Annotated in this window: 18 protein-coding genes; 7 read left to right on the plus strand and 11 right to left on the minus strand. The window is 48.6% G+C overall.

The features are described 5' to 3' along the window. Nucleotides 1-29 precede the first annotated feature (29 nt). The 4 genes from glnE to L1D44_RS02165 all read left to right on the plus strand — a co-directional run bounded on the left by glnE (nt 30) and on the right by L1D44_RS02165 (nt 5,457). Nucleotides 30-2,885, plus strand: a complete 2,856-nt coding sequence (gene glnE / locus L1D44_RS02150) for a bifunctional [glutamate--ammonia ligase]-adenylyl-L-tyrosine phosphorylase/[glutamate--ammonia-ligase] adenylyltransferase (RefSeq protein ID WP_239888624.1) — start codon at nt 30-32, stop codon at nt 2,883-2,885. Nucleotides 2,886-3,157: 272 nt separating this feature from the next. Beyond that, nucleotides 3,158-3,937, plus strand: a complete 780-nt coding sequence (locus tag L1D44_RS02155; RefSeq protein ID WP_239888625.1) for a DUF4347 domain-containing protein — start codon at nt 3,158-3,160, stop codon at nt 3,935-3,937. A 154-nt stretch (nt 3,938-4,091) separates the two neighbouring features. After that, nucleotides 4,092-4,493: a hypothetical protein gene (locus L1D44_RS02160; protein ID WP_239888626.1), complete on the plus strand. Its 402-nt coding sequence runs from the start codon at nt 4,092-4,094 to the stop codon at nt 4,491-4,493. 451 nt (nt 4,494-4,944) lie between these two features. Continuing rightward, complete coding sequence (locus tag L1D44_RS02165) at nt 4,945-5,457, plus strand: DUF3592 domain-containing protein (RefSeq protein ID WP_239888627.1); 513 nt, start codon at nt 4,945-4,947, stop codon at nt 5,455-5,457. A gap of 58 nt (nt 5,458-5,515) precedes the next feature. On the opposite strand, the gene L1D44_RS02170 is transcribed toward L1D44_RS02165, so the two are convergent. The 4 genes from L1D44_RS02170 to dsdC all read right to left on the minus strand — a co-directional run bounded on the left by L1D44_RS02170 (nt 5,516) and on the right by dsdC (nt 7,935). Continuing rightward, the gene (locus L1D44_RS02170; RefSeq protein ID WP_239888628.1) at nt 5,516-5,956 is read right to left on the minus strand and encodes a leucine-rich repeat domain-containing protein; all 441 of its coding nucleotides are present in this window, start codon (nt 5,954-5,956) and stop codon (nt 5,516-5,518) included. Between the two features lie 230 nt (nt 5,957-6,186). Continuing rightward, the gene (locus L1D44_RS02175) at nt 6,187-6,465 is read right to left on the minus strand and encodes a leucine-rich repeat domain-containing protein (RefSeq protein WP_239888629.1); all 279 of its coding nucleotides are present in this window, start codon (nt 6,463-6,465) and stop codon (nt 6,187-6,189) included. Between the two features lie 145 nt (nt 6,466-6,610). Beyond that, nucleotides 6,611-6,880 (minus strand): hypothetical protein, encoded by a 270-nt coding sequence (locus L1D44_RS02180; protein WP_220768624.1) that lies wholly within the window; start codon nt 6,878-6,880, stop codon nt 6,611-6,613. A 110-nt stretch (nt 6,881-6,990) separates the two neighbouring features. After that, nucleotides 6,991-7,935, minus strand: coding sequence for a DNA-binding transcriptional regulator DsdC (gene dsdC / locus L1D44_RS02185; RefSeq protein WP_239888630.1), 945 nt, complete (start codon nt 7,933-7,935; stop codon nt 6,991-6,993). 230 nt (nt 7,936-8,165) lie between these two features. Here dsdC and dsdX point away from each other — a divergent pair, with 230 nt between their 5' ends. Then, entirely contained in the window at nt 8,166-9,503 is a 1,338-nt protein-coding gene (gene dsdX, locus L1D44_RS02190; protein ID WP_239888631.1) for a D-serine transporter DsdX, read from the plus strand. A gap of 45 nt (nt 9,504-9,548) precedes the next feature. Further along, complete coding sequence (gene dsdA / locus L1D44_RS02195) at nt 9,549-10,871, plus strand: D-serine ammonia-lyase (protein WP_239888632.1); 1,323 nt, start codon at nt 9,549-9,551, stop codon at nt 10,869-10,871. 132 nt (nt 10,872-11,003) lie between these two features. On the opposite strand, the gene L1D44_RS02200 is transcribed toward dsdA, so the two are convergent. The 6 genes from L1D44_RS02200 to L1D44_RS02225 all read right to left on the minus strand — a co-directional run bounded on the left by L1D44_RS02200 (nt 11,004) and on the right by L1D44_RS02225 (nt 20,148). After that, nucleotides 11,004-11,708 carry a hypothetical protein gene (locus L1D44_RS02200; protein ID WP_239888633.1) on the minus strand — a complete coding sequence of 235 codons (705 nt, stop codon included), beginning with the start codon at nt 11,706-11,708 and terminating at the stop codon, nt 11,004-11,006. Nucleotides 11,709-11,717: 9 nt separating this feature from the next. Then, the gene (gene parM / locus L1D44_RS02205) at nt 11,718-12,731 is read right to left on the minus strand and encodes a plasmid segregation protein ParM domain-containing protein (protein ID WP_220768619.1); all 1,014 of its coding nucleotides are present in this window, start codon (nt 12,729-12,731) and stop codon (nt 11,718-11,720) included. A gap of 153 nt (nt 12,732-12,884) precedes the next feature. After that, nucleotides 12,885-14,399 (minus strand): insulinase family protein, encoded by a 1,515-nt coding sequence (locus tag L1D44_RS02210; protein WP_239888634.1) that lies wholly within the window; start codon nt 14,397-14,399, stop codon nt 12,885-12,887. Between the two features lie 35 nt (nt 14,400-14,434). After that, nucleotides 14,435-15,871 carry a pitrilysin family protein gene (locus L1D44_RS02215; protein ID WP_239888635.1) on the minus strand — a complete coding sequence of 479 codons (1,437 nt, stop codon included), beginning with the start codon at nt 15,869-15,871 and terminating at the stop codon, nt 14,435-14,437. Between the two features lie 100 nt (nt 15,872-15,971). Beyond that, nucleotides 15,972-17,522, minus strand: a complete 1,551-nt coding sequence (gene norR, locus L1D44_RS02220) for a nitric oxide reductase transcriptional regulator NorR (RefSeq protein WP_239888636.1) — start codon at nt 17,520-17,522, stop codon at nt 15,972-15,974. Nucleotides 17,523-17,856: 334 nt separating this feature from the next. Continuing rightward, nucleotides 17,857-20,148 carry a nitric-oxide reductase large subunit gene (locus tag L1D44_RS02225; protein WP_239888637.1) on the minus strand — a complete coding sequence of 764 codons (2,292 nt, stop codon included), beginning with the start codon at nt 20,146-20,148 and terminating at the stop codon, nt 17,857-17,859. 1,253 nt (nt 20,149-21,401) lie between these two features. On the opposite strand from L1D44_RS02225, the gene L1D44_RS02230 reads away from it, so the two are divergent. After that, nucleotides 21,402-21,554, plus strand: coding sequence for a hypothetical protein (locus L1D44_RS02230; protein ID WP_239888638.1), 153 nt, complete (start codon nt 21,402-21,404; stop codon nt 21,552-21,554). 190 nt (nt 21,555-21,744) lie between these two features. Here the strand turns inward: L1D44_RS02230 and L1D44_RS02235 are convergent, their stop codons facing one another. Then, entirely contained in the window at nt 21,745-22,671 is a 927-nt protein-coding gene (locus L1D44_RS02235) for an LpxL/LpxP family Kdo(2)-lipid IV(A) lauroyl/palmitoleoyl acyltransferase (protein WP_239888639.1), read from the minus strand. Nucleotides 22,672-22,699 lie beyond the last annotated feature (28 nt).

The following is a 22,699-nucleotide window of genomic DNA, read 5'->3' on the forward strand; positions in this document are numbered from 1 at the left end:
GTCGATATACAAAATTGTTAGGGATTATTATGCACACGGCTTCAATGGGTAATAAGCTTGTTTCCACTCAAATGGCTGCGAGTGCAGAACAGTATTGGCAAAGGTTGAATGACAACTCCGCGCACTTAGTGTCATCCTTGACCCAGGCGCAGCAACAAGAGCTAAAAACTATCTTTGCGTTAAGCGACTTTATCGGCACGCAGCTATGTCGTAACCCACAGTGGATCCCCGCATTATTTGAGCATGAACTGGATAACATTGAGCGCCAAGCCTTCGATGGCGAACTGAGTAAGCAGTTAGCCGGTGTTACCGATGAAGAGCAGGTAAAACGTATTTTACGTCAGTATCGTAATCGTCAGATGGTGCGTATCGCTTGGCGTGATTTTTGTGATTACAGTGAACTGCAGGAATCCCTATTAGATTTATCGGCGCTGGCAGAAGCGCTGGTGATTGCCGCTCGCGACTGGTTGTATCGCGAGATGTGCGCCTCACAGGGAACCCCAAGCGATAGACAAGGCAAGCCGCAGAAGTTATTGATCTTAGGCATGGGCAAACTGGGTGGCCGTGAGCTGAACTTCTCCTCCGATATTGACCTTATTTTTACCTTCCCCGAGCATGGTGAAACCCTTGGTGGGCGCCGCGCCATAGAGAATCAGCAGTTCTTTATTCGTATGGGGCAGCGCCTAGTAAACCTCTTGAATCAAGTCACGGTGGATGGATTTGTCTACCGCGTCGATATGCGCCTGCGCCCGTACGGCGAGAGTGGGCCATTGGTGGTGAGCTTCAGCGGGCTAGAAGATTATTATCAAGAGCAGGGGCGTGATTGGGAGCGCTACGCCATGGTCAAAGCCCGAGCGCTTGGGCCTTGGACGTCGGACTCCGACGAGCTACATGACTTATTACGCCCCTTTGTGTACCGCCGTTACTTAGACTTTTCGGCCATCGAGTCACTGCGAAAGATGAAGGGCTTGATCACCCAAGAGGTGCGCCGCAGAAAGCTTACTAACAATATTAAGCTCGGCGCCGGCGGTATCCGTGAGGTTGAGTTTGTGGTGCAGAGCTTTCAGCTTATCCGTGGCGGCCGCGAGCCCGCACTACGTCAGCAGAGCCTGTTTGGTGCCATCAATACCCTGTACCAGCTAGGTCAGCTGGAATACTTGGCCGTCGATGAGCTTGAAAAAAGCTATATCTTGTTGCGCCGAGTCGAGAATTTACTACAGGCCATCAATGATGAGCAGACACAGACCCTGCCGAGCAATGAACTGAACTGGCAGCGCTTATGTTACGCCCTCGGAGCCGACACCGAGATGGATCTGCGCGAGCAGATCGAGGCCGCTATGAGGCGGATCCACCGTCACTTTAACGATACCGTCGGCGGCAATAATCTTGATGATCATAGCGAGACCTGGACCCAGCAGTTATGGAATGCCTATGAAGATGATCACGCCTTAGCCATATTAGAGGAGCAGGGCATAGATGACGAGGAGCTCTGGCCTCTGCTGAACAGCTGGCACGATACCGTGGTGCGCCGCACCATTGGTCCTAGAGGGCGTGAGACCTTAGACAAGCTGATGCCTAAGCTCTTATGTGAGCTCACCAATATTCCGCATCCATCGAAAGCATTTGAGCAAGTCTCAAAAGTGCTAGATCAGATTCTGACGCGCACCACCTACCTTGAACTCTTATGTGAAAACCCCGGCGCACGACAGCAGCTTGTGAGCCTTTGTCTCGCCAGTCCATGGATTGCCGAGCAGCTGGCTAAATTCCCCATGCTGCTCGATGAGCTTATTGATCCGGCGCAGCTCTATGACACCACATCCCTTGATGATTACGGCAGTGAGCTACGCCAATACCTGCTTAGAGTGCCTGAGGATGATATGGAGCAGCAGATGGAAGCGCTGCGCCAGTTTAAGTTATCACAGCAGTTAAAGATTGCCGCGGCAGACGTGACGGGAGTATTGCCTGTGATGGAGGTGAGCGATCACTTAACCTTCCTAGCCGAAGCGATTATCGAGCAGGTAGTGCATCAGGCATGGGCTCAGGTGAGTGCTCGCCATGGGGTGCCTGGAAATCTTAAAGACAATGAGATGGGGTTTGCCGTCGTTGGCTACGGTAAGGCCGGGGGCATAGAACTCGGCTACGGATCAGACTTAGATCTGGTCTTTCTCCATAATGGCAGTCAAGCGGGGCAGACCAACGGCGACAGAGCGATCGATATCGGTCACTTCTATCTAAAGCTTGCCCAGCGAGTGTTACACCTGTTCTCGACCCGTACCAACTCTGGTGAACTCTACGAAGTGGATATGCGCTTAAGGCCCTCTGGTGCATCGGGGTTATTGGTGAGTGAAATCGAACACTTCGGCGAGTATCAGCGCAGCGATGCCTGGACCTGGGAGCATCAAGCCTTAGTGAGGGCGCGCTTTATGTTTGGTGACGTTTCCCTTTGCAGTCGATTCAATGAGATCAGAGCCGAAGTGCTCGAGACGCGACGGGATAACGAGGCGCTGGCCAAAGATGTCAGAGAGATGCGGCTTAAGATGCGCGATCATCTATTAAGGGTCGATGAGGGGATGTTCGATCTTAAACAGAGCAGCGGTGGTATCGCCGATATCGAGTTTATCGCTCAGTACCTAGTATTGGCTCACGCCTACGATCACAAGTCACTGTCGTTCTGGTCAGATAATGTGAGGATCTTTGCCGAGTTGGCCGAGCTAGAACTGCTCCCCTTTGAGACCGCACAGCTATTAACTCAGGCTTATTGTCACCTGCGTGACGAAAGCCATAAGTTGGTACTGCAGCAGAAGAAGCCGGTGTTGCCGATTGATGCCGTTAAGTCCCATAGTGAGCAGGTTGAAGCTATCTATAAACAGATCTTAGGCGAATAATCGCCTCTGTTTTTGCCGATGAAGAAAGCCTCTTATCTCCAACGCTTAATGTGACGGATATGGGAGGCTTTTTGCGTTTATACTGTCGCCGCAAAAGCGCAAGCAAAATGCATTGCAGATTAAGAACCCTGTAGAGTAACACTTAGTCAAGGCTAGAGCCTACTGGCTAAATTCTTGAGTTTAAGGGTAAAGACAATTTAGTTTGTACTATGCGGTAGATTGGTTTGTTATATGCAGTAGTCAGTGTGTTCTCTTTTTTTAAGGAGCTCACGATGAACGCTCTCAAACAGGCAAGCCATTACAGTACTTTCAACGATAGTCTTACCGAGATGAAGATCTTTAAGGGGCAGTTTTTTACCTGCAAGATTTTTACTTGGCACTCTTTCACTCGGTACTTTTTTACTCGGTACTTTTTTACTCAATACTTAGGTCGTCGATGGCCTTTAGCGAGAGGTGGCAGCAATAGAAAGCCCAAGCATAGACGAACCCATGAGTTTCCCTTTTACTGGTCACTGCTTCTGTGCCTATTGCTATTGATTAATAGCGTTATGGCAGGGCCAAAGAGTCTCGTGCCAACCAAACTAAATAGTGCTTTTGTCGATGCGGATCAAAGCATCAATCTTATCATTGTCGATCGCAGGCTTGAGCAGGTTGAGCAGATCCTCTCAGGCGTGAGAGGCGAGTTGCATCTGCTTATTCTTGAGGAGGATGTTGATCCCTTTGAGCAGATAAATCGGGCGCTATATGATGAGCCGCTCTATTCGAATGTGACCATAGTCGCTAAGGCTTCAAGCTCGGCAATCTACTTGGGCGGCCGCTGGATAGATAAAAACTATCTGCTTGAACATCAGTCCAGCCTCAGCCTTTTCGCAGAGCAATTTAGCGATAACAGCGAGCTGACCCTCTATACGACGAACCTCATCACTAGCCATTATGGTCAAGAGTTTATCGGGGTATTGGCAAATCTAACCCAGCTCAATGTCGATATTATCCATATTAAAGGGGCTCAAGAAGACCCGCTCTGGGTCAAGCGTACTCGCTTTAGTTTTTAAGAGGAGCTGCTAAGGTCTGCTGCTAAGGGATAAGCTAGGATACGTTTTGTATCAAACTTTCGACAAAATCTGCTTTGAGGTTAATGGTTTCCTGCTTACTATCTGCACTTGTATATCCCACTGTTGTAAAAGGGATTAATTAGAGGAATGTTTGATGACTTCTGTCAGTGGTGCTATAGGAAGCGCAGTTGGAAATACAGTAGGAAGCGCAATAACAGCTTCGGTCACTAATACACCTGTGGCTAATAAAACAGCTACGCCAGCAGCGACTCCTGCGGCGCCTTTACCTAATGTGGGTGCCAGTACCAATGTGGCGATTTCAGCCGATGCCCAGCAAAAGCTGGCCGATGAGCAAACAGCTGCTAAAGCCAACATTTCTTCGACTGAAACTGCTAAAGCCGAAGAGGAAGATGGCGATCTTGAGTCCTTTGTCTTTGGTGCGCTAGGGCTCGATCATCCTGAAGAGATCGATGAGAACGGTGACCCGTCATATTCTGCAGGCCAATATGTTAAGGCTGCGGCCACGGTTGGTGGCATGATTGCGATGTTTATTTAGACTTCGTCTAAAAACTGTTTTTTACCAAGCTGCGCTTGAGCTTTAAGTTAGACTGCGTCTAACGATTAAAGCCGTGAGCTTCCAGCTCACACTCGGCCAAGAAGGGGTCAACAGCAACGCCCTCTTGCCCATTTCTTTCATAAAGAGTCTTGCCGCCCCAGACGAAGTGGTCTCCCTCATACTTATTTGAAATAGTCTAACGCTTCCGATGGGGGATTGGTGTTTCCTTTGGCTCTGCTGTAGAGGAGATAATTCATGGATAAGTAGAGTCAGAGTGAACTTTTTAATGATGGGCTGTTTTCAGTTACCAGAGCTGAAGAGTTTGGCTATCTGCTTGGCTTTGGTTTTTTGGCACTATTGCTGAGCATTGGCACTTTATAGCCATTGATTAGGCTAGTGAAAGGCTATCGAGCTTTGATGGCTAATTATGAGGATAACAAGAGGAATAATAGTGAAGCGGTTTAAGCTGTCGCAGGTTTCAAATTTAATGTGGTTTATGTTTATCATGTTCTCTTTTGCTGTGGGTCTGGCAACGTATGTTGTGCATCAGTTTCATGCATCTTTTAATTGGCCTACGGCTAAAGGGATGGTGGTGAATAGCTGGATCATAGAACGCTACCATGAAAGAAGTAGCGCCGAATCTCATTACGAGGTTGCTATCGAGTATTTCTATGCTGTTGACGGTAAAATTTACCACAAGAGCAATAAGACAGACATCACAGGTGCCATCCCCGGTTACTCTTTGGAGGAGGCCGAAGCCTTGGTGGCGGAGTTTCCTAGTGACAAGAAGATCCAAGTGCACTACAAGCCCAGTAACCCCGATACCGCTGTCATCAAGCCAACAATGCATCTGTTTATGATAGTGGCTTTGGCAGTGTTTTCTTTGGTGTTAATCCCCGTCTGCTATGTGATGTACCTGCAGATGACCTCGGCCCCAGACAGTTTTATCGTTCGCAATGTGTAAACACAGGTATCAAGCGCTGCTTGATACCTCCCCCCCAAACTTTGAGGGTGACTTAACCTTATAAGTCACCAAAGGCTTCGAGAAACTCTTCGTCAGTGAGTTCTCTTGGCGGCTTTTTCTTGCCAAAGCTTTTAATCGGGCGGCCCCTTAGCGGGTTATTGATAAAGGCGTCATCGCCCATATAAGTGATGTTTTTGGTGAGTAGCACATGGGTGATAGCGTTATCTGCAAAGGCCTCTTCACCTATTTCCGTAAATGAGCTTGGAATGGTGAGCTGACTAATGGCGTTGTTAGCAAATGCATAATCGCCAATGATCGACACTGACTTACCTAGCTTAAGCTGCTCTATCGCGTTAACGGTAAATGCGCCTTCTACAATTTCAGTCACAGAGTCTGGGATATCGACGCGAGTTAATGCGTTTTGTGCAAATGCGTAGTAACCAATGCGGGTAACAGAGCTTGGGATGACAATTTTGTTAATACCAATCAGTATAAACATTTAGTCGCTCAGCGAGAGTTTAGCGGTTTTGAGGCAAGGCAACGAGCGAAGGGCATAGTTGTTCTACGTTCAAGCTCGTTAACACAGCATCAGAATCGCTAAAACTCGCCAGTCTGGAACGTTTTTGGCTGCCTACTTCTGCGTTGATTAGCTTTATAAGGGAATAACCATTATTGCAGCTATTCGCCTTGAATTAGTTTGCCAAAAATCGTTCTGAGCTGATCAAATTCTTATACTGATTGGTATAAGGCATTACGCTGAAACGCACCTTCACCAATTTCGGTGACAGTATTAGGGAGTACTACACTGGTCAGAGGGTTCTCTGGCGCTTCATCGTCACCTAAATCTTCTACTTCTGAAAACGCGTAGTCTGAGATCTCGGTAACGGTGATGCCGTCAAAATTGTCGGGGATGATGATGTTTTGATAGTTGCCATCATAGGCATCAATGCTGCCTTGTTTTTTATCGAAAGATACATCATCTAATGTGAGTGTATGCGGCTGGCTCACGGTCAATTCTCCCTTTGTTTGTGCGTTAGGCTCTGTTACTTCAGTTAGTTGTTGAGCTGAGCTTTCTGTAATAGAAAGCCCAAGCAAGATGGCGACTGTCGCGCCAATTAACAGCCGAGCTAAGCGGGGGCTTGCAGCGTTAATATTAGTCTTCCATCCAATCTAAATTTGGCAGTGCGTCTAAATGCTGGTTGTAACGCTTTTCGTTAAACGAGGCGTTATTTAGCATCACATCACTTACCTCGATAGCAAGCGCACAGGCCATCCATTGAATCGCTTCTTCGCGAGGCGTGCCTGTCATCACCAAACGCATTAAGGTCTCTTTGACCTTCTTAGGTTCACCATCGGCGATTTGATTTTCCACTGTTTCAATTAAGGTTTCTTCAGTCATGTAACTGTCTTGCTGATTATCCATTTTTACGACTCTGTAATGTAATTAGCGCCATTATGCCGCAAGCTTGCTGTGAGCAATAGATTGGCCATCGAAATATTCGAGCCTTGCTAGCAATAGCGAGAGGAACAGCGTTACTGGGAAGCCAAATTAGCTTGTTGCTTTAGCCAGTCCACAAACAGCTTAGCCTTAGGGTTGAGCTCCTTATCGTGTGAAGCCACATAATAAGTCTGTTCGCATGGGACCTGCTGGTTGGCAAAAGGGGCGATGAGTTCGCCTCGATTAATGCGCTTACTCACTAACTGTCCGCGTCCCATGGCGATACCAGCATGGTTCATGGCGGCGATAACGGCTAAGTCTGAGCGGTCAAAACCGATAGAACGGTTATCATCAATGCTGAGACCCTGTTTATCGGCCCAATACTTCCACTCATCACAATCTGAGTCATATTCCCAGGCTTGGTTATCGTGCAGCAAGGTGCAGCGACTCAAGTTCTCCAGCTTGCCGATGAGATCATGCTCGGCGGCGTACTCAGGGCTGCAGACTGGCATGATGGTTTCATCCATCAAGTGCTGGCAAAACAGTTTACTGCGGGGGCGATTATCGTAGTAAATCGCTAAGTCGATATGAAAGCTGTTGAAGTTAACATTCTCATTGCCGGTCAAAATATTGATTGAAATGGCCGGATACTGGCGGCTGAAATCGGCAATTTTAGGCACCAGCCAACATTGGGCAATGGAAGGGCGAGAGTACACGGTCAGCTTACCCGACACCTCTTGGTTTTTAATCTCAAACACTTCCTGATTCAAGCTTTTTAAGCTGTCTTTCAACTTTGAAAACAGCCGCTTGCCATCTTCCGTTAGCTCGATCCTGCGATGAAAGCGACTAAACAACTTAAAGCCTAACTCATTCTCCAGTGCGGTAATTCGATGGCTCACGGCTGAGGGGCTAACGCATAGCTCTTCGGCGGCGAGGGAAAAGGATTGGTGGCGAGCCACCACTTCGAAGGTATGCAGTTTTGCAAGCTGATAGCTGCTGAGTAGGCGACTTCTGCTGAACACATCTTGTTGGGAGTACATGACTAACTTCTCAAATTTTGATGTGAGCATTTTACCCTAAGGTGCTTTTTAGCGCCGATAACATCAACACAGTTGAAGCTTAGATCATGTAACCCCCACTTTTGTGACACCAGAGTGCCTGTTGCCACAATCTGGCTCAAGCGAACTGCAATTTATATCTTTTGTCAGCATTTCATTGATTGGCTTTAATAGCGCCACTTTTACTTCTTTCAACTAAATAGAGAAATACAATGGAATCACAACTGTGGATTATCGGTACTCTGCTTAGCAGTATCTTGTTGATTGTCATCAGCATCGTTAAGTTCAAGTTGCATCCTTTCCTAGCACTCTTGTTAGCCAGCTTCTTTGTTGGTGGCATGATGGGCATGGAACCACTTGAAATGATCAAGGCGATGGAGTCTGGTATTGGTGGTACTCTCGGCTTCTTGGCTATCGTTATCGGTCTTGGCACCATCTTAGGTAAGATGATGGAGATCTCAGGTGCAGCCGAGCGAATTGGTATCACCCTGCTAAAGTCACGCTACTTAAGCCCCGATGTGATCATGGTGCTAGTGGGTCTTATCTGTGGTATCACCCTGTTCGTGGAAGTGGGCGTGGTACTGCTTATTCCATTGGCTTTTTCTATTGCACGTAAAACCAATACCTCTTTGCTAAAGCTCGCCATTCCGCTATGTACCGCCTTGATGGCCGTACACTGCATCGTGCCGCCACACCCAGCTGCGCTGTTTGTGACTAACGCACTAGGCGCCGATGTGGGGTCGGTGATTATTTGGGGTCTGCTAATCGGACTAGTGGCTTCATTAATTGGTGGTCCACTGTTCCTTAAGCTGTTTGGCGACAAGCTGCCACACTTAAGCGTACCTGCTGAGTTTAATGAAGTGTCGACTCGCCAAGAGAGCGAGCTACCATCACTTGGCACCACCTTGTTCACCATCCTTTTGCCAATCATTTTGATGTTGGTTAAAACCGTGGCCGAGCTGTACATGGAGCCGGGCAGCACGCTTTACACTACCCTTGAGTTTATCGGTAACCCAATCACCGCGATGTTTATCGCAGCCTTTGTGGCGTACTACCTGCTAGGTCTGCGCAACAAGATGACCATGGGTACCTTGTTAACCAAAACCGAAGACTGTTTCGCCTCAATTGCTAACATCCTGCTGATTATTGGTGCGGGCGGCGCGTTTAACGGCGTATTAAGTGGCAGCGGCATGGGCGACAGCTTGGCGCAGATTCTGGCTAACCTTGATATGCATCCAGTGCTGCTTGCTTGGCTAGTTGCCATCATCTTGCACGCCGCAGTTGGCTCAGCCACCGTTGCTATGATGGGCGCAACGGCGATTGTGTCACCACTGTTGGTGCTGTACCCAGACTTAAACCCGGTTATCGTGACCTTGGCTATCGGCTCTGGTGCAATTGGCTGCACTATCGTCACTGACTCACTGTTCTGGCTGGTTAAGCAGTACACCGGTGCCACCATGAAACAAACATTTATCTATTACACCACCGCAACCTTTATCGCCTCGCTGGTGGCACTGGCTGCGACCTTTGCACTGTCTTACGTAATTTAAATCAAAAGTCTTATGTTATTTAATCCTAAAAGGGGAACTGAAACCATGAACACTGAACAACTGATAAACGACTTCCCTTTGCTGACTCAGCTTATCAAGCTAGAAGAGGTCAGCTGGTTTGAAACTAAGGCGACTAACTTAGTTGAAGCCCTGCCATTTGTTGGCTTAGACAGCACAGATGTCGCCGATGCCAGTGCCCGTTTGCAGCGCTTTGCGCCTTACTTAGCATTAGCTTTTCCAGAAACGGCAGCTGCTAACGGTATTATCGAGTCTGAAGTGGTTGAGATCCCTCAGATGAAGCAGGCGCTAGAAGCCAAGTACGGCCAAGCGATTGCCGGTAAATTGATGCTGAAAAAAGATAGTCACCTACCGATCTCTGGCTCTATCAAGGCGCGCGGCGGTATTTATGAAGTACTGACCCACGCCGAAAAGCTAGCGATTGCAGCGGGTAAACTTAAAGAGTCTGACGACTACCAAATGCTATTCACTGAACAGATGCGTAACTTCTTTAGTGGTTACAGTATTGCGGTAGGCTCGACCGGTAACTTAGGCATGTCTATCGGCATCATGAGTGCCAAGCTTGGTTTCAAGGTGAGCGTGCATATGTCTGCCGATGCGCGCCAGTGGAAGAAAGACAAGCTACGTAGCCACGGCGTGTCGGTACATGAATATGAGCAAGATTATGGCGTTGCGGTTGAGCAGGGACGTAAGGCGGCTGAATCAGACGCTAACTGCTTCTTTATCGACGATGAAAACTCGCGCACTCTCTTCTTAGGCTACTCGGTTGCGGGCGAGCGCTTAAAGGCACAGTTTGACGCGGCTGACATCAAGGTGGATAGCGAGCATCCGCTGTTTGTTTACCTACCTTGTGGTGTGGGTGGCGGCCCAGGTGGTGTAGCATTCGGTCTTAAGCTAGCCTTTGGCGATAACGTGCACTGTTTCTTTGCCGAGCCAACACACTCTCCTTGTATGTTACTGGGGGTGCACACGGGTCTACATGACGAAATCGCGGTGCAAGATTTAGGTATCGACAACGTCACTGCAGCCGATGGTTTAGCGGTAGGCCGCGCATCAGGTTTTGTCGGCCGCGCCATGGAGCGTATGCTTGATGGTTACTACACATTAAGCGACCAGCACATGTATGATCTACTCGGTCTACTGGCTAAGAGCGAAGGTATCGAGCTTGAGCCATCGGCTCTTGCGGGTATGCCGGGCGCACTGAGAGTGAGCGCTGATAGCGAATATCAGGCACGTATGGGGCTGACAAGCGATATGATGGCGAACGCGACGCATGTGGTGTGGGCGACAGGTGGCGGAATGGTGCCAGCGACAGAGATGGCAAAATACCTAGCGCAATCGGCTAGCTAATAGCGCTAGTTTATCGCGCTAGATTGGCGTAATAACAAAAAGGCAGGGCGTTGACTGGGATATTCAGTCTTGGCTCTGCCTTTTTTGTTTCTAATCTTCTAGTTAGAACATGCTAGAGACTAGGTTAAAAGCCTACCACAGGCCTTTAGATTTGACTCGGCTGGCGCGTTCGAGCTGGGTTTCGATACTCGGGCTGTCGGCTAGCGCCTGCGTCGTTGGAATAGCTGAAGCAGAGACTTGCTCACGCAGGGCGTTAATCTGACTCATCAGCTTATCTTGCCCGCGCTTTAGCTGACTAAAGTGATCGCTAAAATCAGATCCCGTTTCCGTTGAAGCCGCTCCCGCTGATAAGTCTGTCAAAGCGGTTAACATCTGCTGTTGACCCTGTTGTAACAGGCTGAGTTGCTGCTGCAATTGTTCGAGGGCTAGCTCGCTAATGACCGCTGTTTCGCTAGGCGCTTCTACAGGATGTTCGGGTAGGTTGGTGCTTTCGAGTAGCGATGTTAGCTTCTGCCACTGGGGTTCAGTAAGCGCGCGGGTGTTAGCGTTCTCTAGCGGCAGGCCAACGGCGCGCACTTGAGACGCTAAGGTTTTGCAGTTCACCTTGTCTTGCTGCAACATCTGCACCAGCATAGAAGGTAGTTGCGGTGCGAGCTCATGCAGGAACAGCCCCGACAGATACAGATTACGATGAAAGCGATTGCGCCGCACCAGTGCTGTATCGGGGTCGTCATCACGCTCTTTTTCCGCTTGTTGCCACTGCCTAAGGCTGGCGATGGCGTAGCTATGGGAGTCGTAGATCTCAGGCTCTAGGCTAACATTGAATCGAATGCGCATAGCTTCCTCTTACGCCGCGTCGCTTGGTTCTGCCGCGTGATAGCAGCAGATCTCACGTGACAAGGCCTCTTGAGGATCTTTGACCATGACAATCTTATCGTTTAACGAAGGGTAGGCCTCGCGAATCGCCGTTTCAATTAGCATGGCGCCCCCGCCTACTAAGTAGATGCGATTTGGGTTACGGGTGAAGGTCTTGGCTTCGTAGGCAACTGCCGCGCCTAGCTCGGCAATTTTATCTTCGATACGCTCTAGCACCCAATCGACTTTGCTGATGTCATTGATCACCTCTTCAACAAACTCGCGGTTATGGCGGCGCTTAATCAGCTCGTTAGCCACCAAGTAGCTGGCGTCACTGTCGGCTGCGGCCAAGGCTTTGCGCGCTGCGTTGGTGACCATAGATACGCCAATCTCGGCATTGCCATACACGGCGGAGATATCGTCAAACTCACCGACAATGACGCCCATATCAAGGGTGGTGCCGCCGCAATCGATAACTAAAGACTTGGCAAATTCATTGACGCCTGAATCCATCAAGGTGGTGAGTACCGCAGGCAGACTCTCGGGTAGTACTTCAACATCGACGATGGTAAATAGCTCGCCCTTGTTTAGGGTTATTTCTCGCATTAAGTTGGCTTTCTTGCGAGCGATGTTGTCTTCGTTCTTCTGGCAGTCATCGGCTTTGTAGTATTCGGTGATAGGCAGAGTCACTAAGATACTGACGGGACAAGGCTTAACGCCAGTCTGTAGTAGAGCATGGTGCACTGAGAGTAGGTTTAAGTCATCGTACTGAAAGGCAACATGGGTCGTCGAAAGCGCCTTGTCAGACGTGGCATCGTAGGTATATTTGGTCGATGCGATTTGATAGTTGAACACCTTACGGTCGCTAAGTAGCGCTGCGCTTTTCCAGTCTTTACGGAAAGAGTTAGGCGAGGTCACGCTACGCACTTGACCGTCCTCAAGCCAGCTGATCTTAACGTTGGTCGAGCCATCGTCGATGGCGAATTTCATGATGCTTGAATGCATGAGTGTTCCTATAAATAAACCCAATTTTGCAAGTTAATGCGACCCGATTTGCAAAGAACTGAAATCTTTATTGGGTTTATTTTCTAGGATGTGGCGGCACTACCAAAAAACGCTGTTTTCCGTTTAAAACTTATCCAGTTAAAGCTTCAGCGGCTAGTCTGCCATGGCTTCGACTATCTTCCATTCAGGTAACTTGTCTTTTAGATCGGCTTGGATCTTATCTCTATCGCCTCGAATGACGATATAGGGGGTGTTGTTAAACACCGAGCTGGCAATCTGTTGTAATTGTTCAGGTGTGAGTGCTGCGAGTCTGTCTGCTGCTTGTTGCTCCTGCCGAGGTGAGCCACCGCGAATAAGTTGCTTGATGGTATCGACCTCTACCGCGCGAAAGTTTGCCTGACGTAGCATCTTTTGGCTAGTGAGGTAAGTGATTAAGGCGTCCACTTCGACAGCCGATGCGGGCGTTTGTGTCGCCAATGTGAGGTGATCCAGCACGCCACTGATAAAGGCGCCAGTGTGCTCAAGCTTAGTGCTGCCATAAAATTTCAGTGTGCGTGATAGCGGATTATCGAAGCAGCGGCCGTAAATGCCGTAAGTTAAGCCGCGCACTTCGCGAAGATCGTAGTAAAGCCGCCCAGAAAAGCTGCGTCCCAGCCAGCTGGCCAGCAGCTTACAGTCTTGAATACTGTCGATATCTTTGTTGTTCGCATCCAGTGGATAGCCGATACGTACTTGTGTTTGCACGCTACCCGGTGCATCGATGATAAACAGTGTCTTGTTATCATTGCCTAGGGGGATGGCTGGGCTGTTCACAGGGCTATTGCTAAGGTTATTGCTTAAATTGGGCTGAGTGTTAGCTTCGCTATTGATGACAGATGGGGTTGATGGCGTGCTAGCAATCTTTGACTCAAATTGTTGGCTCAGCGCCGAGATAAACGCCTTGTCTTGCTCAAGGCTAGAATTGATTAAAAGTGCCCAATTAGATTGTTCTAAAATTTGTTTTTTAACTTGGTTCAGTTTGTCTAAGTCGAGCTCATCGGCAAGGGTCTTATCATTGAGCGCTTGGTTATAAACATGCTGCTCACCGAGAATTTTCTTGGCCCACACATCATCGATTTCGGCGCCGCTGTATGCGTTAATATGTTTAGCCAACTTGAGTTGGCGGCGCACATTAGCGATATCTAGCTCGTCAAAACTGTCGACTTGCCAAAACTGCATCAACAGCTCACTGGCAAGGGCAGGGGAGTTTGGGCAATCGATACTAATGGTCAAGCTGTGCATACTTGGGCGAATACTCAGGCTCTCAGCGCAGGCAAGTGTTGATTGCTGTACTAGCCAAGTTCTCTTCTCCGTAAAGGCTTGCACGAGTACATCTAGATTGAGCATCGGCAAACTGCTGTAGGCCACCAATGAGAGATGGTTTAGACCCGATAAGGTGTCATCAAACAGGTATAGATCCAGTTTTGGCGTGATAGGGACAGGCTCAGAATGGCGCCACTCTTTATAATTAAGCGGCATAATTTCTGGTGCGCCCTTTAGTTTATCGAATACGGGGAGTTGCGGTTCAGCCTTTGGGGTAAAATTGATATGAGTCTGCTGACAGCCAAGCGCACTCAGGAGTATGCCTGCAACGAGTGTATATGAGCTGAGCTTTGTCAGAGGTTTCATTAGCATTCTCATCTGTAGCGTTATTATATGGGGCATCACATTACGCTCTCTTCAAGGCTGTCGGTCATTCCTTTAGGTAGGAACTCTAGAATCGATTTGGTGGCGCGAATATACCAAGGTGGTAGCAGATCCAGACGCACGGTATTGCCGCTAAAGTACCTTTGGGCGATGGCTTGTAGCTCTTTAGCGCTAACGGCATCGATACGTTGCCATGGCCCTGTGAGGGGATGGTGTCTATCTTGAGGTTGAGTCGCCGAAAGGCTTCTCGCTAGCAGTGACGGCGAGTCTAAAGCGGATAACGCCTTGTTGAGCCAGATCTGCTTTAACTGGCAAAGCTGCTCATCATCTATGGGCTGCGCGGCAACAGAGGCTATCAATGACTCGACATTGTCACTGAGCTTATCGAGCGAAGTGCGGGCGCGGGGCACCAATACTAAGTTAGTCATGCCGTGATGGGTCATGGTTAAGGGGATTGAGTAACTTAGCAGTTGGTCGGGATCAGTCAAACTTGTGCCCTGAATTAAACTGCTCTTGTTCTGAAACAGGTAGGCTTCGAGCAGCGCTAGCACCGCAGCATCGGCTGAATTGGTGCCAGCGGTATGCCAAGCAAAGAGTACTGCCGGCCAAGGGCCGCGTTCATCGATGATTTCACCATGCACAGGCTTAGGAAGTATCTTAAGGTCGCTCAGTTGAGTCCGCTCGATATCCGGCGCCTGCCAGTCGCTAAATTGCGTGTCTATCCAGTCCTGAGTTTGCAAAGGTATGTCGCCCACTAAGCTTAGCTGCATGGCATCGGGGCGATAAAACTGTTGATGAAAGGCATTTAAACTCTCGGGTGTTGCAGCTTTGACATCTTCGACACTGCCGATCACCGCATGGCCATAGGGCGTGCCCTCAACCTGCGCCAGTAAAAACTCCATCGCTTTGCGTACATAAGGCTGGTTATCTATGCTGGTGGCCATCTCTTCAAGCACAGCCCCTTGCTGATTTTTGACTGTGGTTTCATTGAGCGTTGGGTAACGAAAGCGGTCGGCCTCCAGCCATAGACTCAACTCGAGTGCTTGTGAGGGGATCGTCAGGTAGTAGTTGGTGAAATCAAAAAAGGTACTAGCATTAAATTGGCCACTTAAGGCACTCATGGTCTGGGTATAGCTATCGCCGGGGGCATTTTCACTGCCTTTAAACAGCATATGTTCAAACAGGTGAGCATATCCGGTTTGGCCTTTTACTTCATTGCGCGAGCCCACATCGAACTGGCTGGCGATTGATACGGCTTGGGTGTTTTTAAGGGCCAGAGTGCGGACTTGCAGACCATTATCGAGCTGGCGGAGTTGAATTTTCTGCTCTACATCATAGAGCGGCTGGGCAAGTGTATCGAGCGCACAATTTTCTGGCTTATCAGTATCCATTGCGCTGACTGGCAAAGAGGCCGCGTATAAAACAGTAATGCAACTTATTATTAATCGCTTCAATTTAGTCTCAATTCCTTTTTTAACGGCTTTTAGCATCAACAACAAGTTAAGTTATATCAGCTTAATCTGCGGTGTTCTATAGCCGGTAGCTGGTGTGTTTTTACTTTAATCCGATGCGCTTTGCGAGACGGTGTAGGTTACCGGAGTCTAGATCGAGTGCACGAGCCGTCGCTGCCCAGTTATTGCCATTGGCGGCTAACGCTTGACGGATATATTGCGCCTGAAATGACTCGGTGGCTTGTTTTAATGAGTACCCTGAATTGATTTGGCTGCCCGTTTTTAGTTCAACGTGAGGCGTAGGTAAGGACAGCTGTTCTTGTGAGTCTTGCCCTGGCAGATCAAAGTGCTGCGGGGTGATCACCGCAATATCGGACTGAGACTGGGCTCTTGATAATACCGCCGCTCGGCGCAGCACATGTTCGAGTTCACGAACGTTACCTGGCCAGTCATAATTATTTAGCAGGTTAATGCTATCAGGGCTCAAGCTTAGGCTCTTTAAACCGAGCTTTTCTCGACTGCGTTCGACAAAGAAGCCGCTTAATAAAATCACGTCACCCTCACGCTCATTTAACGGCGGCACAACGATGGGAAACACGCTCAAGCGGTGGTATAAGTCGGCTCTAAAACGCCCTGCCAATACCTCTTGCTTGAGATCTTTATTGGTGGCGGCAATAATACGTACATCCACTTTTAGGCTTTTGTCTGAGCCGACCTTTTGTAGATCGCCATATTGTAATACTCGTAGTAATTTAGATTGCAGCGACAAAGGTAACTCGCCTATCTCATCTAAAAACAGTGTGCCGTTATCGGCGATTTCAAACTTACCACTACGGTGGCTAATGGCACCGGTAAAGGCCCCTTTTACATGCCCAAATAGCTCACTTTCGGCCACGGATTCAGGCAGGGCGGCGCAGTTAAGATAGATCAGTGGCTTGTTTGCGCGCAGAGAGTGCGAGTGGATAGATTTAGCAACCAGCTCTTTACCCGTTCCTGTATCACCTAAAATCAAAACGTTAAGATCGGTACTGGCTACTACGCTAAGCTCATTTTGCATCGCTTGCATGGCGGGTGATTGACCTATAATCTCCACTTCACTGTCGCTGCTGTGATTAAACGATGATGGCTCTTGCGACTGCACCGCCTGTTTTTCTAACTTTTCGATAAGTAGTGCATTACTGAGTGATGCTGAAGCGATAGCACTTAAGGTGCGTAGTTCTTTATCGCTAAATCGATTGAATTGCTCTGGGTCGAAACCATCGATAGTGACTGCGCCGATAAGTGCCCCATCGGCGACTAAGGGCAGGCCAATACAAGCATGCACCATCAAATGATCTTCTTGATGGGGGATTAAACCATCGTAGGGATCGGGCAGCTCGCTGTCGGCAGGAAAGCGCACCACGTCGCCCGCACGAGCAATGGCCTCGAGCCTTGGGTGTTCAGACAGAATAAAGCGCCGACCTAAGACATCGGGGCTTAGGCCATCGATTGCCAGTGGGGTAAATTGCTTTCCGCTAAATTGTAATAGAGCGGCTGCATCACAGTGTAGGGTTTGGCGTATGGTATCTAACAGGCGAGCGAAGCGGTCATGGTCGGAAAGACCTGAAGTGATATCGAGTGCGATACGAGTAAGATCGCTTTGGCTTAGTGCCATGATGAACTCCAATTTAAGGCTAACAGTGTAACCTTGCTTTAGCATTTAGCACTGCTAGGCAGTGTCTTTTTAACAGTATTGAACTCTGCTGTTTATATGTCAATTTTACACTCTGATAAGCGTGGCGAGCCGATTAGTCTGGCAACTGGGCTGGTGACAAGCTGCAAATGGTGCTGATTCTAACCTGATGACAAGATGGTAGTTAAAAACCAGAGCCTCCAATCTGAAGGCCCTGATTCTGAAGACTCTAGTTTAGATGTCGGTCGGCATTTATGCTTTTCCAGTTTTTTCTAGGCTCTAGAACCTTGTTTCAATTCTAGAGCCTTCTTTAACCTTAAGCGTTTACCGATTGTTGATCATCAATTACGGCAACCGCTTTTTTCTTAGCGATGGCTTTTTTGATGATATCGAATAGGAACCAGCCCATAAATATTCCACCGAAGCTGAACAGTACGTCACCTGGCATACGCATCCAGACTAAGGTTTCAACCAGTGGGCTGTGGATCACCTCGGGTGAGCGGGCAAACCAATAACCGTTATCTATTACCGCAAAGAACTGCACGATTCCAACGGGAAGCAGTGAGATAAATACCATAGCCGCAAGGCCGATATTCATGGTCCAAAACGCGCCTTTTAGTAGCTTCTCGTTCCACTGCATCTGGCCAGTTAAACCGCGTAAACAGAACAACATTAGTCCCATACCTAGCATGCCGTATACTCCCATAAAAGCGGCATGAGCGTGGGTCGCGGTGGTATTCAAGCCTTGAATAAAGTACAGCGCGATAGGTGGATTGATTAAGAAGCCAAGTATGCCAGCACCGACTAAGTTCCAGAACGCGGTCGCAACGAAGAACATAATTGCCCATTTATAACGGATCATCCATGGGCTAACTGCCCGTAAGCGGTAACTTTCAACTGCTTCAAAACCGATAAGTGCAAGTGGCACGACTTCTAGCGCCGAGAAGATAGCGCCCCAAGCAATCACAGAGGTTGGTGTGCCGGTAAAGTAGAGGTGGTGCAGAGTACCGATTAGACCACCCGTTAAGAAGATCACTGTGGCAAACAATACCGCTGCATTGGCACTTCTTGCGCGGATCAGCCCTAGGCGCACTAACATCAAGGCAATGACTGAGGTGGCAAAGGTTTCAAAGAAGCCCTCTACCCATAGGTGAACCACCCACCAACGCCAGTATTCAGCAATGGCTAAGTTGGTGTGTTTGCCCATAAATAGGCCGGCACCGTAGAACAAGCCGATAGCAACACAAGAGGCGTATAACACCCAAATTACAGGGCGCATTTCACTATCGACCTTTAATGCAGGGCGCATAGATGCCGTTACCAGCGCTAACCAGATGAGTAGACCGGCCAAGAGTAGTATCTGCCATACACGACCAAGATCAATGTACTCATAACCTTGATGACCAAACAGGAAGTTCATATCGAGATCGAAGTACTGCTGCACACCAATCCACTCCCCCGCCATTGAGCCCAGCACCACAATCACCAGTGCAACCCAAAGCACATTAACACCTAAACGTTGGTACTTAGGTTCATATCCCGAAAGTGCAGGAGCGATATAAAGTCCGGTACCAAGCCATGCGGTGGCAATCCAAAATACCGCGAGCTGGGTGTGCCAAGTGCGGGTAACCGAATAGGGGAGAATTTCTGCAAGCGGAATACCGTAGAAGTTTTGCCCCTCGACCGCATAATGAGCCGTTATGCCGCCTAATAAAATTTGCAGCAGGAATAGCCCTATAGCAGTGACGAAGTACTTACCTACGGCGCGTTGAGAAGCGGTTGGTTTGTTGTAGAACAAGGGATCTTGCTTTGCAGGTGTCGGCAAGCTTTCGTGCTTACCCGCAGCGTGATACCACACCAAGGCGCCAATACCGGCAATCAAGGTGACGATACTGAGGATCGACCAAACCACGTTGTCAGAGGTCGGGGTATTACCAATTTGTGGGTCAAACGGCCAGTTATTGGTATAGGTGTAATCGGCATCGGGGCGCTCGGTTACTGCGGCCCAGGCTCCCCAAAATAGAAAGGCATTTAACTGCTCACGACGCTCAAGGCTAGGTACCGTGCCCTCTTTCATCGCATATTGCTCACGCAAGGCCGATAGCTTTGGGTCGTCACCGAACAGAGCTAGATAATGCTGCTCAACCTGTTTAATCGCGGCAATACGGGTTGGTGACAAGCTAATTTCTATATCGCCGTTGGCTTTTGTCAGTGCCGTATTTTTACGTATATCTTCACGTAGCGCTTGCTCAAGTCCTGCTTGTTGCTGGGAGTTCAGTTTAGCGAACTCGGTATTAAAGCGTTGCTTAGCGGTGATATTGAGCCAAGCCTGTGCTTCTCGGTGTAACCAGTCGGCAGTCCAGTCCGGTGCCACGTATGAGCCGTGCCCCCAAATTGAGCCCAGTTGATGCCCCCCCATAGAGCGCCAAACCAGTTGTCCGCGTTCAACATCGTTTTGACTAAATAGTGTTTGTCCTTGGTTATCGACAAAAGCCGTCGGGATAGGTGGCTTTTCTCGATAAATTTCACTGCCTATGCTCAGGAGTACAGTGAAGGAAGCAATTAGCACTAGCAGCAGTGCGATTGCGGTGATTTTTTGTTTGCTCATATTTCCTCTTAGCGCAAAGTCTTTTTGATACAGGCGAGCCCTGTTATTGCTAAGAACGTGCCAAATTGTTTTGTTATTGTTTTTAAAGGCCTTATCAATAAATATTGAATTTTTGGTGGGATTTTATGTTGTCATTTAGACTGTGTGTTTGTTGTTGATATGACACTGTGTGTCTAATTGACAGCAGGAGGTTGAAGGAAGTTGAAGGAGGTCGAGGGAAGGATCTAGGTATCAGGTTCTAGGCCTTAGGTACTAGGTATTAGGATAAGATAATCAAGCTTCGCTTGACGAAAGTAGTGGCACTTCGCCCCTTTCTGTTGTTATAGAGTCGAGCAAGGAGGACTGTTCGCATTCAGCATGACGCGAGACGGAGTTGTAGACCCTCATACTCGGATGGACAAATGGTGTTTTCTGTAAGCTTTGTAACTTTCTTTTGCCCCTAAGTTGGTTAGCCTTCGAATGAAGGTTGGTTACATTTTTATCTGTGCTGTTGCTACAGGGAAGTGTGTTCTGCATTGTAGCTTCATGGTTATCAATCGCCTGCAGCGGGTGCTGGACAGGATGTCCGAATGTCGTGATCACATGGCTGTGAAAGAACGACCTTATGTGCAGACACTGCCGTGACACGCTATGAATACATCCTTGTAAGCTCGGCCATGACGTCCATGTCATGGACGGTCACGGCCGTATCTACACGGGGTAATTGGTGTACTCATTTAGGTTGGTGTTGCTTGATATCTAACGCGGAAATGCCCCAAAGTTGGTTAGCCTCCGAGTGAAGGCTGATTACATTTTTTTCTGAGCTGTGGCTACGGGGAAGTGTGTTCTACATTTTCGCTTCATGGCTATCAATCGCCTCCAGCGGGGGATGTGCAGACACTTCTTAAGCTCGCCACTAATACGTCCGTGTAGGCTCAACGAAAACATCCATGTTTTCGACGGCTTCAGCCGTATCTACACGGGATAATTGGTGTACTCATTTAGGTTGGTGTTGCTTGATGTCTAACGCGGAAATGCCCCAAAGTGAGTTAGCGTTCGAATGAAGGTTGGTTACATTTTTTTGGGGGGAGCTACCAATTAGCGAATTTGAATTTGGTACTTAGTCGCTATCAATCGCTTGCAGCGGGTGCTGGACAGGATGTCCGAATGTCGTGATCACATGGATGTGAAAGAACGACCTTATGTGCAGACACTGCTGAAGCTCGCCGCTAGTACGTCTGACCTCCATGGACGGAGGGAATGCCAAATTTATTATGGAACTGAATTGGCCTTGTAGGCTCAACGAAAACAAACAACATCCCTATTTAAACGCCAGTTCGGCATCCATGCCTCTCGTTCGAGAGCTTGATAACTTCGTTATCTCTCACCATGTCATCGAAGCCCGCTGCCGTATCTACACCGAGTAATTGGGGGACTGATTTAGGTTGGTGTTGCTTGATGCCTAACGCCTAACGCGGAAATGCCCGAGTGTGAGCTGGAAGCTCACGACCCTAGTCAGGCGCAGCCTGATACCTTTAGCTTTGCTAGAACCTAGAACCTAGAACCTAGAACCTCAAAAAGCCAAACCTATAACCTGCTAACACTCAGTCCTATAACCTACTTATACAAAGAAGCATCGCCTTTATTCGGGCGTGTCTTAAACCGTCGATGTAACCACATATACTGCGCCTTATTACGGCTAATAATCTCTTCGATGATCTTATTGCCGCGCTTAGCATCTTCAATCTCATTTTCACCAGGGAAGTCATCCAGTGGCGGTTGGATCTCGATATTGTAGCCGGTGTCATCACTATTACGTTCGACGAAGAAAGGTAATACCTTGGCTTTACCCAGTCTGGCTAGGGTAGTGGCGCCGGTAATGGTGGCGGCTTCGGGGACATTGAAGAAGGGGATAAAGATGGCGCTTGAGCGGCCAAAGTCTTGGTCGGCGGTATACCAGATAACATTCGGTTCCCGTAGGCTGCGTACCATCTGACGTAGGTCGCGTTTGGGTACCAAGGCCTTGTTTGAACGGAGGCGGCCTTTAACCTGTAGGTATTCCATTAAGGGGTTGTTGTGGGGGCGGTAGACACCAACACCGGGTTGGAACTGGCCGAAGATCCGAGCGCCCATCTCTAGTGGCAGACAGTGCACCGCAAACAGGATTACCCCTTGGCCACTCTCTAATGTCTGCTCGACATATTCTCTGCCTTTAATGGTCATATGCTGCTGAATTTTTTCATCAGACCACCACCAGGCATTGGCGGTATCGAAGATGGCTTTACCGGTTTGCTCGAAGTTTTGCGTCAAGAGATGTTGCATCTCATTTTCAGACATCTCTGGAAAACACAGCTCTAGATTCCGTCTGGCAGTCTTGACGCGACTGCTGACTAGCTTCATGGCTAAGCGGCCAAGAGCAGCGCCCATTTTCATCTGAATTCGCAGTGGTAGCAGCTGAGTTAACCGCATAAAGCCCACGCCTAACCACAATAGCCAGTACTTGGGATGATAAAGGTGAGATGAAAATTGTGCTTTTTCGACCACGTAATTCTCGAATCCATTGAAAAATTAC

It is taken from the genome of Shewanella sp. Isolate13, from assembly GCF_022398325.1.
In the GTDB taxonomy this organism is placed as follows: domain Bacteria; phylum Pseudomonadota; class Gammaproteobacteria; order Enterobacterales; family Shewanellaceae; genus Shewanella.